This is a genomic window from Saonia sp. (assembly GCF_056326165.1).
Genome location: NZ_JBWFBN010000006.1, coordinates 143773 through 157021, shown reverse-complemented (window position 1 = coordinate 157021; position 13249 = coordinate 143773). Strand labels below are relative to the sequence as shown.

Below are 13249 nucleotides of genomic sequence, written 5' to 3'. Positions count from 1 at the left end.
TTTAGAAAATTCTAAATAATATAAATCATTGTACTAGATTGTATTAAACGGTATTTAGCTTTGAAAAAAATATTCATTATTTTAACATCTCTATCCTTCATATTCTGTAAGAAAGAAAATGTAGATGAACCAGATTTATTTGAAAGTATTTTAAGTGCTTCGGTGGCATTCTCCTATAGCGGAAGCAATTTACAATCTTTTTTAAAGGAGCCTGGAAACGCCTATGTAAGTGGGTATTTTTATTTTGAAGATACTTTACCCAATGATGTGCTTTTTGGGCTAGATATAGAGTTAATGGAAGGCACAACAAACCCTATCCGTTTTGAAGGTGTAGATTGGATGGCATATGCGGCACTCAATAGAAACGGAGATCTTTGGATTCCTACAGGTATTCCAGAAAACTTAAATGGAACTGTCAATAGAGATAATTGGGAAATAAAAAATATTGGGTTTAATTTAAAACCAAAAATATGGTATAAAATGACCATTGAAGCCAACTTTGATTTACTCATGTTCAATTCTGTTAGAATAGAAGGTGATGGGCAAAATGTTAGTGTGGATTTATCAGAATTTCAACTTCAATACCCAAACTATATGCCTTTAGATGACTCTACCCTAACCTTCTATACCCATAGTGCCCGATCTAAAAATCTATCCAATAATACGGAAGGTAATACAAAAGTATATTTTGATGACATAGAAGGGGGGATATCCGTTGGTGAATCCTATGAAATAATATTTTTTAACGGTTTTGAAAATCAATCAGAAATTCAAGATGTCCCGGTTGCATTGCCAATTATACCATTGGAGAATATTGGTGAAAATATTTGGTATAATGAAAATGAAAATGCAAAATTAAAAATTGTTTCTCAGGTCAGTAGGTCCGGTACAATGGCCATGGAATGCAATGCAGATTTAAAAAAATAGCAGGTCATAAGCCGGATTCTGTCTAGCCTTATCATTTATCTAGGCTTTTGGTTGCCCAAAAGCTCAAACCGCCTACCCTTCAGCTCGGGCGTGCACCCTTAAACACTGATTTACATGGCGTTGCACCGCATAGAGTTTACCTGGTTTCACTACAGCCTTACCTGTACATACTTTCTGCTGCACTTGTCCTCACCTTTCGGTGGACGGGCATTACCCGCTATGCTACACTATGGTGTCCGGACTTTCCTCCCCAATTACTTGGAGCGATAAGGTGACCTGCTGCTGGCAAAGGTAAATCAATTGTTAATAAAAAATGGTTTTAACCTATCCAAATGAACACTATAATACATTCCTATTTTTATATTTGTATAGAACCCCTCGGTATTGAAAAATACCATCTAAATTATAGTTTTTGGAACCCTTTGTAGTATCGGCACGTAAGTACAGACCTCAAACATTTAAGGATGTTGTAGGGCAAGAAGCCATTACAAATACCTTGCTTAATGCCATTGAGAACAATCATTTGGCACAGGCTCTTTTATTTACTGGACCAAGGGGTGTTGGTAAGACTACATGCGCCCGTATTTTGGCCAAAAAAATCAACGAAGATGGTAAGGAACATACCGATGAGGATTTTGCTTTCAATATTTTTGAGTTAGATGCTGCTTCAAACAATTCTGTAGATGATATTAGAAGTTTAACCGATCAGGTACGTATTCCTCCACAAATAGGAAAATACAAAGTGTACATTATTGATGAAGTACATATGTTGTCCCAATCGGCCTTTAATGCCTTTTTAAAGACACTGGAAGAACCGCCAAAACATGTTATCTTTATTTTAGCAACCACTGAAAAACACAAAATAATTCCCACCATCCTTTCCAGATGTCAAATATTCGATTTTAAACGAATTACTGTTAAAGATGCTGCCAATTATTTAAAATATATAGCTGAACAACAAGGTATAGAAGCTGAGGACAGTGCGTTGCATATTATTGCCCAAAAGGCAGATGGAGCTATGCGTGATGCTCTTTCTATTTTTGACCGAGTGGTAAGCTTTTCTGGAAAGGAGTTGACGAGAAAATCGGTTACGGAAAATCTAAATGTGCTGGACTATGACACCTACTTTTCAGCTACAGATTTAATATTACAAAATGATATCCCAGATTTACTGATCTTGTTTAATAATACATTGGCAAGAGGTTTTGATGGGCATCATTTTATTTCTGGATTGGCATCCCACTTTAGAGATTTAATGGTATGCCAACATGAGGCCACCATTGCTCTTTTGGAAGTAGGAGACGATGCTAAAAAAAGCTATGGAGAGCAGGCAAAAAAAGCTTCAAGCGATTTCTTGCTCAAAGCCATTGATATTGCTAACGATACTGACTTAAAGTATAAAACAAGTAGAAACCAAAGATTGTTGGTTGAGCTTGCTCTAATGAAATTGGCCTCTATCACTTATGATGGAGAAAAAAAAAATCCTGAATCCGTAGCACTTGACGGAAAAACGATTGATTTTATTGTACCGGCTTCTTTCTTTAGATTAAAAAGTCCATCATTAAACAAATCGCAAACTAAAGTAGTTGTAGAAACTAATGAAAATCAAATAGTTGAATCTTCTAAGGCAGAAACTATTCCTGTTATTCAAAATGAAAATTCCAATGTTTCAGTTGTTTTAAAAGAGCCTGTGATTGAAGAAGTAGAACAATCAACTGTTCCAAAAATAAATATCAAAGTACCAGCTAAAAGAGTATCAGGATTATCAATTTCTAGCCTAAAGGCAAAAAAGGAGCATGAACTTCAAAAGAAAGGAGAAGTACTAGATAAAACTCAGTTACCAAAAGAAGTTTTTACAGAGGAAGACATGCAAAAACATTGGAATAATTTTGTTGAAGTAATTGATAAACAAGGGCAGAAAATATTAGCATCAAATTTATCTGCTGATATTCCAAAACTTAAAAGTGATAATACTACCATTTGGATAGAACTCCCAAATAGTACCATGAAAAAGGAAATTGAGCGGGAGCAATATGACCTTATGGAATACCTCAAACAAAAACTGAGCAATTATTTCATTGAACTTCAAATTACAGTCAATGAGGCAACTGCCAAGAAATTTGCTTTTACTCCAGAAGAAAAGTATGAAAAATTACGGGAGAAAAACCCAGCAATAGATATTCTTAGAAAGGAATTTGATTTAGACCTTTGATTTACTAACATATCTAATTCTAAAGGCATATACCAGCATTAATAAAGCTGCAATTAATAAGCCCAAAGCTTCACGACCTCTTTCGATATTCACAATATCACCTTCACCAATGGTAACACCTTCAAACTTCTCTGGCCAAACAAAAATGGTGAAACCTATATAAAACCCAAAAAGGAATGCAGCCCATAAAAACTTCAATTTATCCAGAGCAAAAAGCAATGATGCCAAAGCGGCCAAACCATAAATAACATACCATTTTACTGCATCTGGGTCGTTATGTTGAACAACTACTGCATAAGCAAACAATGCAGTAAAAATGAATCCTATAATTTTAAAAAGTGCTTTCATACTCATGTGGTTTTAAGTTAGAAAATTTAATTAGTTAGAACATGTTTTTTAATAATTGAAAATACATCAATGGCCTCAACATCAGATTTGTCAATTAAATTAGGATTATTGCTAATCAAAATAGGGTAATCATCCTTTTCATCAGGAATTCTACCATGAGACCCTTTTATTAATTCAGCTTTTAAAGGTATTACATTCATTAGGGTTCTAAAACCTAGTTTCTTTTTGAAAAGTTTCCAAATGACTTTAAACATTACCAATCTATCTTTCGGGTCTGTTAGCATTTCTACAGGGTCATATCCTGGTTTTTTATGAATATCTACCATCCTGGCATAATCCGGGGCTTTTTTATCATCCATCCAAAAATAGTAGGTAAACCAAGAATCTTTATCTGCCAATACCACTAAATCTCCACAACGTTCATGGTTAAGCTTAGCATCTACTATTTCATCATCAGACAATACTTTTTCAACCCCTTTAACCCCTTGAAGCAGCCCTTTAACAACTTCTTTTATTGATTTATCATGCAGATACACATGAGCAATTTGGTGGTCCGCCACAGCAAAAGCTTTGCTATTTCCCGCATCTAAAAGTTCTAAACCACGTTCCATTCGTATTCCTAAATACCCTTCTGAACGAAGTATTCTATTTAAGTGAACAGGGTTGCTCACGTTCGTAATCCCATATTCTGACAACAAAATAATATGAGCATCTTGTTTTTCATAATGAGCCACTAGCTTTTTAACCTCATCATCCACCTCCTGCAAATCCTTTGCTATTTTATCAAAGTTAACTCCGTGACGTTGAATATTATAATCCAAATGTGGTAAGTAGACCAAGGTCAGAGTTGGGTTATGTAACTCATCTGTTTTTATAGCCGAATCCGCAATCCATTGGCTAGACTTTATGGACGTCTTTGGACCCCAAAAATGAAACAAGGGAAATGTACCCAATTCCTTTTGAAGTGTATCTCGTAATTCTGAGGGATACGAGTAAATGTCCGGAATCTTTCTCCCATCAGCCAAGTAATTAGGTCTTGGAGTAACACTAAAATCTGCCGTAGAGTACATATTATACCACCAAAAAAGATTAGCACATGTAAAATTGGCATCTATCTTTTTAAGATTGTCCCAAATCTTTTCACTTTGTACCAATGTATTGGACTGCCTCCAAAACTTTACCTCGTGTTCTTCTTTAAAATACCAGCCATTACCAACAATACCATGCTCTTGTGGCCATTTACCAGTTAAATAGGTTGATTGAGCACTACAGGTCACCGCAGGCACTACTGGAGTTATACTAGTTGCCTTTCCTTTTTCCAAAAACGATTTAATGAATGGTGTATGTTCTCCAATTAATCTAACTGATAAACCAACCACATTAAGCACCACCGTTTTTTTCATTTGTCTAAAGGTTATTTTTTAACCAGTCTATTTCTCTAACAATAGAATCCGAAAGTTCTAGTTTTAAAGACTTTGGAAGCACATCCCATGTATACGTTTCAATTTCCAAATGATTGGAAACTTTATCTTTTTTTAAATATTTTAAAAACTTTAAAATATGGTCTTGAGTTGAGTGTAATTCATCAAACCTATCTAAGAAAATGGGAACATGAAAATGAGCTCTAAGCTCAGTAAATTCCTTTTTATTCTTTAATAAATCTGGCAAATCACAATAGGTTTTTACCTTATTTCCAATTTTTTGCGTTACCTGATGTAAGTAAGTAGGCTCATTAAACCTATTTAATGAGTCCCAGATTTTCTCATCATTCTTACCATCAAAAAGAATCCTTAAAGCAGCGCTCACCTGAATTTTACCAATCTTAATCCCAGCGACCTCGAGTTTGTTCATTGTAAATTCAGGTTCTTCAAAAGCCAATGCAAAATGGCAAATGTCATAACAAATAGTAATGTATCTTAGAATTAATTCTTTAGCTTTTTCTTTATTACAACGCAAAGCCTCCATTATAATTTTTGAGGCAATTGGGATTAGATACTTTTGATAATACATAAGCACTTCATCGCTATTCTCTATCATTCCATCTGGCTCTGGTTCAATATCTAAATGCAGATATTTGCCAGTTACATTCTCAATGTCAGATAAATGTAAAACAATTTCGGCCATATGAGTGGCTCCTATCGAAAAAGCATTGTTTGTCTTTTCTTCAGTATTGTACCAATATTTATAACTAATGGGATTTGTAGAAATACCTCCCTCTATACCATTAGGAATTAAATAAGATAATTGGTCGAATATCCTTTTGGTGTAGTCCAAACGTTCTCTCGTTGTCCAATCTGGAGCATGAACCATATCTTTCACCTTCTCATTGTGAAAATTACCATAAGGAAATCCATTCATGGTAAAAACGTAAATATCATTATCGTCTAACCATTTTTTAAACTGGGACAAATTTTCCTCTAATCCTAATTCCTCACTAGCAGTATTAGACAACCGCAATCCCAAGCCAAAAGACTTTTCTTTAGAAACCTCTTTTTTAATAATTGGAACAAATTTTTCAATATTTTCAAAAGTGATTTTCCAGTTCTCTCCTGGGTGTATATTCGTGCAATAGGTTAAATGGAAGTAATCGTTTAAAAACATACTAGCAAGATAATTTTTGTTTGCCAATTGCACTTCTCATTGACACTGCCTTCTTCATTTTATTTAAATCAATTTCGTGAACATCATGCTTCTTTCCTATTGCCGAGATAAGCGTAATCGTAAGTTTACCTCCCAGATGCTCTCTAAACTCTTCAATACCATTTAAAAGTTCATTTATTTGCTCTTCTCCTTCCACAGGAATCTGAAGACTAAATCCTATTTCTTCTAACACAAGAAGAATTTCATTTAAGGCCTTTTCATCAATTAAATCGATTAAAAATGCATAGGTTACATCTAGAGCAATGCCAATTGCAACAGCCTCACCATGACGTATATTATAATGGGTCATATGCTCTAATTTATGAGCCGCCCAATGTCCAAAATCTAGGGGTCTGGAAGAACCGCTTTCAAACGGGTCTCCGCCTTGAGCTATATGATGCATATGCATTTCTGCACATTTAAAGATTAAATAATCCATTGTTTCCATATCTCTGCTTGCCAATTTACTGGCATTATCAGAAATAAAACTAAAGAACGCTGCATCTTTTATTAATGCCACTTTTACGGCCTCAGCAATGCCAGAAATCCAGTCTCGCTGTTCTAAAGTGGTTAAAAAACGGGAGTCATTAATAATAGCAAATGGTGGTGCAAAAGTGCCAAGAAAATTCTTTTTACCAAATTCATTGATACTATTTTTAACACCAACTGCGGAATCGTTTTGGGAAAGTACCGTTGTAGGTATTCGTATTAATTTTACACCTCTATGTGCAATAGCTGTAGCATAACCTGCCATATCTATAACTGCTCCACCACCTATGACGACCACAAATGAATGTCTACAAATACCTTCATCATTTACACTACTAAGAATTTCAGTAACATAATCATGATTATTTTTACAAGCCTCTCCTCCTTTTACTACTAAAATATCTTTTAAGATTACAACCTCCTTAAAAGTTTCACAATATGTTTTAATTTCATTTAAAAGAAGTGGATGTTTTGCTTTAACACCATCATCTACAACAAACAAAACTTTTACGGGCTTGCCTTTTCCATATTGAGACAGCACCTCTCTAAACAACTCATTATCTATAGCAAACAATTGCTCCGTGAAGTATAATTTATAATCATACGACACTTTAAAAGATTGTTCTATTGTTTTTGGATGCTTCATTAAAAATCAAATTTAGGTAACTGCAAAGAGTTTGGAAAGAAAAATAGAAAGCGGCATAAGTAAAGCAATACCTATACCAACTACCCAATTAGAGAAACCAACAGCTAAAGCAGCATCTAAAAGTACAATAGATATTACACCTGCTATAACCGCTTTTTTAATATTCTTTGGAGAATTGTCTCTATATGCTTTAAACAATGGTCTGTAAATTAAAATTCCAAATATTAAAATAAACGGAATTGCCTGTAAAGTATTGCCACCGTTAATATAATGATAACCATAAATACATATAATTACCAAGGCATATAAAAACCCTGACAACACAATATGGCTTTTATTTTTTCCATGAACTTCACCTCTACTTATTAAAGTTATTGCCGCAATATAAACTACGGGAATAAAGGCATATTCCCAATAGAGTAAAACTCCAAAAATGGACATACCCATAAGCAGATTTAAACCTCTACATAAGCCCATGTTTAATGGCCCAATTAGCGTATGTTCTTTTGAAAAAGCATCATACAATACTATTGCTATGGCCAAAATTACAGCTAGTACTCCACTCAGTATTGAAACCAAAAAAGCGAAAATTATGCCTAACAACATTAATACGCCACCAAAAAATGCGGCTGATTTTAATGATACAACACCGCTAGGAATAGGTCGTTCTGGCCGCTCAATTGCATCAAGTTTAAAATCAAAAACATCATTAAGAACAACACCACCAGCATATAAAAAAACTGAAGCTAAAACTAGGCAGACAGATTCTACCAAAAAATCTGGATTCCAAGAAAATGAAGAATTGGTTTTAGCAACAACCCCGGCAACAACCATACCTGCTAAAGCATCGGCTGCAGCAGTAGGTAAATTAGCAGGCCGAGTAAGCTGCAAATATCCCATTAAGGTTTTACCCATTATACTATTTTATCATCATCAATTTGGGGTTTCTGGCCACGTAGTACACTATTATCATGAAATAATTCTCTTTGATCAACACCTTTGGCATCAGACCAGTCCGATTCTTTCATACGTCCTGTTTGTCCAAAAGCCTCCAAAGCATTACCATAGCAGGTTTTTACAACGTCTTCTCTTGCTATTCCTTTTTTCAACATTAAAGCCGCTGTTTTTGGTACTGAAAGTGGGTCACTTACTCCCCAATCTGCCGAACTATTAACAATAATGTTCTTACTTCCGTATTGCTCAACAACTGCCGCCATACGCTCATTTCCCATTTTTGTTCTTGGGTAAATGGTAAAAGCAGCCCAAAAACCACGATCTAGTACTTCTTTTACCGTTTCTTCATTATTATGGTCGATAATTACTCTAGATGGATCAATACCATGCTCAATACAAACTTCCATACTACGAATAGTACCAGCCTTTTTATCTCTATGTGGCGTATGCACCTGTACGAGCATATCCATTTCTTTGGCCAAATCTAATTGCATTCTAAAGTATTTATCTTCCGCCTCAGTAATATCATCATAACCTATTTCACCAATACCTACAACATTTTCTTTATGCAGGTACAAAGGCAACAATTCTACTACCTGCTCTGCCAAAGCTTCATTATTAGCCTCCTTTGAGTTAAGGCCTATTGTACAATAATGCTTAATTCCAAATTGACTAGACCTAAAGGCCTCCCAACCCACCAAACTACTGTAATAATCTTGAAAAGAACCCACTTGAGTTCTTGGTTGTCCCAACCAAAATGCAGGTTCTACAATTGCCACAATACCTGCGGCGGCCATGGCTTGGTAATCATCCGTAGTACGGGATGTCATATGAATATGCGGGTCAATAAATTTTATATTTTCTTCCATAATTATCCGTTGAGATTCTTCCAACTACTATTTTTGTTTTCAACTTTGCTTACTAGTTCAGGGTACTTATTTACCAATTCTATAGCTTTATTATTGTTTGAAGCCTTACAACAAAGAACACCCGCTATATTTTCTAACTCATCATCACTTTCTAACAATCGCTTCATATCAACCAAAAGAGTTTCATTTAAAAATTTAGCTACTGGCCTCCAAAACAAAGGGTCAATTTTTCGGCCTGCTGCCCAGCGTTCATGAGCATAATCCGATATGATTCGAGTTAAATCTTCATTGGCTCTTTCATCTACATTTAAAATTCCGCTTAGATCACTTTCAATGAAAATGGTTTTTAAATACATCTGACTCCATTGTTTATCGCTAAAATAAATGGCCGGATAAGGGTTATTTAACGCAATTGCATTGAAAACAGAACCAATATTGGTTCGTAAAGCATCTACTGCAACATTTTTAAATGCTTCTGGTTTTGGTAACAAAATTAAATACTTTAAAAAAGTTTCTAATTCCGTTGTGTCTGCTATTTGAATAAGGTTAGCCACCTTACTTTCAAAAAAGTTAGCATCTGCCTCTAGTACTTTTATTAAAAGATAAATTCTTACCAATTCAACCGTACTAGCTTTGTGGTGCCCTAAATAATTTTTTAAATCTGACCCTGTAGATGAAAAATCTAAAGTAGCTGATGAAATTTTAGAGGGTAATAAACTGTATGTGAGATACAAATCCTTAGTAGATTTAGTTTCAACAATCAGATTAATTTTACTCAGAACCCATTTCCAAGTTTCTTCATCAAGATTATTTTTTAAAACTTCCTCTAATTGTTGTCCAACTCCTATAAACTGCATTAAAAATTAAATTTTGCGCCCATATTTTAACCACCCCATTTGCCTACCTATAACAAAGCTAGTTATAATAGTTTTAAAGGCAATATCATTAGGATATTTATATAAAAATAATTCTTATCCAATTTGAGTTTTCTTTTATAATTTTGAAAAAAAACAATTCTATGTTAGGACTAAAACTGCCAACTGACCCGCGCTGGGTAAACATTGTAGAAAAAAATATTGACGAAATCTTAACGGACCATGCCTTTTGTGAACAAAAAGCTGCTGCCACTGCAATGTCACTTATAGTTAGTTTTCCTGAATATACAGAATTGGTTGAAGAAATGACGGCTTTGGTTCGCGAAGAAATGGCTCATTTTAAAATGGTTCATGACCGAATTATTGCTCGTGGCAATGTTCTTGGAAGGGATCGTAAAGATCATTATGTAGTAGATTTACTGAAGTTTTTCCCAAAAGGAGGCAGCAGAACCACTCAATTGGTTCACAGACTTTTATATGCTGCTCTTATTGAAGCTCGCAGTTGTGAACGTTTTAGATTGCTATCAGAAGAATTACAAGACAAAGAGTTGGCAGAATTCTACAACAAACTAATGGTTAGTGAGGCCGGACATTATACAATGTTTCTTCAATTTGCCAGACAATACGGAAACCGAGAAGAAGTGGATAAAAAGTGGCAAGATTTATTGACCCATGAAGCCAATATCATGAAAAGTTTAGGGAATAAAGAAACTATTCACGGTTAAGTTTTTAATTTTTTTTGATAATAGAAATAAAGCTCAAATTGTGACCTTATTTCTGGTTTTACAATTTTTCTATACCTATTATCCTGTTTTTCATTGAATATTCTTGCTTTTAAATTGTCATTCCAAGAAATATTGAACGTGTCCAATAATTCCTGCTTAATATTCTCATCATAAATAGGGCAGCCTACTTCAACCCTAAAATCAATATTTCTGGTCATCCAATCAGCAGATGAAATATATACTTTTGGATTCCCTTCATTTCCAAAAATAAACACTCTTGGATGCTCTAAAAATTTGTCCACTACACTAATGGCTTCAATATTTTCGCTCATCCCTTTTACTCCCGGAACTAAACAGCAAATACCTCTAATTATTAACTTAATTTTTACTCCTGCCCTACTAGCTTCATATAACTTATCTATCATCTTATAGGAAGTAAAGCTGTTCATTTTAATTTTTATGTAAGCTTCCTTACCTACAATAGCATTGGAGATTTCATTATCAATGAGTTTTTCAAAAACCGATTGGGTATAATGTGGTGAAACAATAAGATGCTTGTACTTATTTATTTTATATGTAGTCTCAAAGAAATTAAAAACTTTATTCAACTCTTTTAAGATAGGCACATGTGACGTAAACAAGGTAAAATCTGTATAGATTTTGGCCGTAGATTCATTAAAATTACCAGTACTAATAAATCCATACCGTTTAATCTCGTTATTCTCTTCTCTCTCTATAACACATATTTTACTATGCACTTTTAGTCCAGGTACTCCAAAAATAAGCTTAATACCTTCTTCCTGCAGTTGCTCTGCATATTCTATATTAGCTCTTTCATCAAAACGAGCCTGTAATTCTATTTGTACTGTTACCTGTTTTCCATTTTTAGCTGCATTTATTAAAGATGCTGCTACTTGGGAGTTATTTGCTAAACGATATACTGTGATTTTTATATTCCTGACTTTTGGGTCTAAGGCTGCTTCTCTAAGAAATTTAATTAGGTAAGCATATGTGTGATAGGGTGTATAAATTAAATAGTCCTTTTTCGCAATTTGCTCAAACAAACTTCCTTCCAAGCTAAACCCTTTTACTGGCAAAGGGTTTATTTTATCATACATTAAATCTGTTCTTCCCAAACTTGGGAAACCCATATAATCTCGTCTATTATGATAACGGCCACCAGGAATAACGCTATCCGTACCTTCTATACCCATTTTTTCCTTTAAAAAAAGTAAGGTGTCCTTTTCTATATTTTTGTCATATACAAAACGTACAGGGTCACTAATTTTTCTGTGCTCAACACTGGATGATATTTTTTCAATAAAACTTTTACTAAGATCATTGTCCATATCCAACTCGGCATCTCGAGTAATCTTAATCATATGTGCAGTTATAGACTCATAATCAAACATCGTAAAAATACTTCTAAGGCAATATCTGATTAAATCATCCAGCATAATGATATAATTCTTATTCCCTTCTTTAGGAAGTACTACAAAACGGTCTATTCCCTTAGGAATTTCAATCAAGGCATACCTGATTTCTTTCTCCTCTTTCCTTCTGTTTTCATCTATAAGCACCAGTTTAACAGCCAAATAAGCAGCCGTATCCTTAAGAGTTGGAAACTCTGCCAAATCATTCAAAATAATTGTCATGAGTTCTGGACTTACTTTATTTACAAAGTAATCCTTTATGAAGTCCACTTGACTTTCCTTAACCTCTGTCTCGGTAATTAGGAAAATATTCTGTGCTTCCAGTTCATTTTCAATTTCCCGTAATATCTTTTCGCTTTTTGTTTGTAGCGTAATTACAATTTTGGTGATTTCCTCTAGCAAATCTTTTGCTTTTTCTCCTCCCAAGGCACTCTTTCCCTTTTTTCCTGCTTCAACAATCCTCTTTACAGTGGCATAGCGAACCTTAAAAAATTCATCTAGGTTATTGGAGAAAATTCCTAAAAATCTTAATCTCTCAATTAGGGGGACTTTCTTATCCATACTCTCTTGGAGTACCCTTTCATTAAACCGCAACCAACTAATTTCCCTATTTATATATTGATTTTTTTCTTTCTTTACCATTACTTCAATTGTTTTGGGAACAAAATCTGCTTTGTAACTCCTTTTGAAATATTTCTCCAATTATCTACATTAAAAACTAAATGTACGAGCCCAGATGTTGGTACATTATCAATATACTCATTCCCCCATAAATTTGCCAAATTGGTAAATGCATTATTATGACCAAATATCATTACACTATCCACACTTTCTGGCAAGTTTTTAATAAATGAAGAAACTCCATCCCCAGAAAAATCATACAATTCATTCTCTAATCTAAACTCAGAAAAAGGAAGTTTTAATGTGCGTAAAAAAATCATACAAGTGTGTAATGCCCTGTTAGCTGGGCTAGAGAAAACAGCATCCAAATTCATATTCTGTTCAGAAAATTTTGATGCAACCAGATGACCATCATCAATACCTCTTTTCAATAAGGACCGGTCCTTATCATCTACATTATATTCCCAAGAAGATTTGCCGTGCCTTACTAGTATCAGGTTTTTCATTTTC

The 13249-nt window shown here is 34.3% G+C and carries 12 protein-coding genes and 1 other RNA gene; 3 read left to right on the top strand and 10 right to left on the bottom strand.

What is annotated here, in order from left to right; translation table 11 throughout:
- Positions 1-60 precede the first annotated feature (60 nt).
- Complete coding sequence (locus AC000W_RS07695) at positions 61-927, top strand: hypothetical protein (RefSeq protein WP_474747331.1); 867 nt, start codon at positions 61-63, stop codon at positions 925-927.
- Here the strand turns inward: AC000W_RS07695 and rnpB are convergent.
- Positions 920-1210: RNase P RNA component class A (gene rnpB / locus AC000W_RS07690), an RNA gene on the bottom strand. The two genes, AC000W_RS07695 and rnpB, sit on opposite strands and share 8 nt — an antisense overlap.
- Before the next feature lie 129 nt (positions 1211-1339).
- On the opposite strand from rnpB, the gene AC000W_RS07685 reads away from it, so the two are divergent.
- Positions 1340-3139: a DNA polymerase III subunit gamma/tau gene (locus AC000W_RS07685; protein WP_474747330.1), complete on the top strand. Its 1800-nt coding sequence runs from the start codon at positions 1340-1342 to the stop codon at positions 3137-3139.
- Here the strand turns inward: AC000W_RS07685 and AC000W_RS07680 are convergent.
- The 7 genes from AC000W_RS07680 to AC000W_RS07650 are packed head-to-tail and all read right to left on the bottom strand — an operon-like array spanning position 3128 to position 9942.
- A complete protein-coding gene (locus AC000W_RS07680) occupies positions 3128-3487 on the bottom strand; it encodes a transmembrane 220 family protein (RefSeq protein WP_474747328.1) in 360 nt (119 codons plus the stop codon). The two genes, AC000W_RS07685 and AC000W_RS07680, sit on opposite strands and share 12 nt — an antisense overlap.
- A gap of 26 nt (positions 3488-3513) precedes the next feature.
- A complete protein-coding gene (locus AC000W_RS07675) occupies positions 3514-4890 on the bottom strand; it encodes an alkaline phosphatase family protein (RefSeq protein ID WP_474747326.1) in 1377 nt (458 codons plus the stop codon).
- A 4-nt stretch (positions 4891-4894) separates the two neighbouring features.
- Positions 4895-6088 carry a metabolite traffic protein EboE gene (gene eboE / locus AC000W_RS07670; protein WP_474747324.1) on the bottom strand — a complete coding sequence of 398 codons (1194 nt, stop codon included), beginning with the start codon at positions 6086-6088 and terminating at the stop codon, positions 4895-4897.
- Position 6089: 1 nt separating this feature from the next.
- Positions 6090-7262: a 3-dehydroquinate synthase gene (locus tag AC000W_RS07665; protein WP_474747323.1), complete on the bottom strand. Its 1173-nt coding sequence runs from the start codon at positions 7260-7262 to the stop codon at positions 6090-6092.
- A 12-nt stretch (positions 7263-7274) separates the two neighbouring features.
- Complete coding sequence (eboC, locus tag AC000W_RS07660) at positions 7275-8177, bottom strand: UbiA-like protein EboC (RefSeq protein ID WP_474747322.1); 903 nt, start codon at positions 8175-8177, stop codon at positions 7275-7277.
- Positions 8177-9085 carry a TatD family hydrolase gene (locus AC000W_RS07655; RefSeq protein WP_474747320.1) on the bottom strand — a complete coding sequence of 303 codons (909 nt, stop codon included), beginning with the start codon at positions 9083-9085 and terminating at the stop codon, positions 8177-8179. The genes eboC and AC000W_RS07655 overlap by 1 nt, the downstream gene beginning before the upstream one ends.
- Before the next feature lie 2 nt (positions 9086-9087).
- Positions 9088-9942, bottom strand: a complete 855-nt coding sequence (locus AC000W_RS07650) for an EboA domain-containing protein (protein ID WP_474747319.1) — start codon at positions 9940-9942, stop codon at positions 9088-9090.
- Between the two features lie 161 nt (positions 9943-10103).
- Between AC000W_RS07650 and AC000W_RS07645 the strand changes: the two genes are divergently transcribed.
- Complete coding sequence (locus tag AC000W_RS07645) at positions 10104-10685, top strand: MiaE family protein (protein ID WP_474747317.1); 582 nt, start codon at positions 10104-10106, stop codon at positions 10683-10685.
- Here the strand turns inward: AC000W_RS07645 and ppk1 are convergent.
- The gene (ppk1, locus tag AC000W_RS07640) at positions 10682-12760 is read right to left on the bottom strand and encodes a polyphosphate kinase 1 (RefSeq protein ID WP_474747316.1); all 2079 of its coding nucleotides are present in this window, start codon (positions 12758-12760) and stop codon (positions 10682-10684) included. The two genes, AC000W_RS07645 and ppk1, sit on opposite strands and share 4 nt — an antisense overlap.
- A complete protein-coding gene (locus AC000W_RS07635; protein WP_474747314.1) occupies positions 12760-13245 on the bottom strand; it encodes a SixA phosphatase family protein in 486 nt (161 codons plus the stop codon). The genes ppk1 and AC000W_RS07635 overlap by 1 nt, the downstream gene beginning before the upstream one ends.
- Between the last annotated feature and the right edge of the window lie 4 nt (positions 13246-13249).

What these genes read in the sequence shown, in the direction of transcription:
- eboC (WP_474747322.1), bottom strand. Translation starts at nt 8,177, where the DNA reads ATGGGTAAAACCTTAATGGGATATTTGCAGCTTACTCGGCCTGCTAAT.
- eboE (WP_474747324.1), bottom strand. Translation starts at nt 6,088, where the DNA reads ATGTTTTTAAACGATTACTTCCATTTAACCTATTGCACGAATATACAC.
- AC000W_RS07655 (WP_474747320.1), bottom strand. Translation starts at nt 9,085, where the DNA reads ATGGAAGAAAATATAAAATTTATTGACCCGCATATTCATATGACATCC.
- ppk1 (WP_474747316.1), bottom strand. Translation starts at nt 12,760, where the DNA reads ATGGTAAAGAAAGAAAAAAATCAATATATAAATAGGGAAATTAGTTGG.
- AC000W_RS07675 (WP_474747326.1), bottom strand. Translation starts at nt 4,890, where the DNA reads ATGAAAAAAACGGTGGTGCTTAATGTGGTTGGTTTATCAGTTAGATTA.
- AC000W_RS07645 (WP_474747317.1), top strand. Translation starts at nt 10,104, where the DNA reads ATGTTAGGACTAAAACTGCCAACTGACCCGCGCTGGGTAAACATTGTA.
- AC000W_RS07665 (WP_474747323.1), bottom strand. Translation starts at nt 7,262, where the DNA reads ATGAAGCATCCAAAAACAATAGAACAATCTTTTAAAGTGTCGTATGAT.
- AC000W_RS07650 (WP_474747319.1), bottom strand. Translation starts at nt 9,942, where the DNA reads ATGCAGTTTATAGGAGTTGGACAACAATTAGAGGAAGTTTTAAAAAAT.
- AC000W_RS07680 (WP_474747328.1), bottom strand. Translation starts at nt 3,487, where the DNA reads ATGAAAGCACTTTTTAAAATTATAGGATTCATTTTTACTGCATTGTTT.
- AC000W_RS07635 (WP_474747314.1), bottom strand. Translation starts at nt 13,245, where the DNA reads ATGAAAAACCTGATACTAGTAAGGCACGGCAAATCTTCTTGGGAATAT.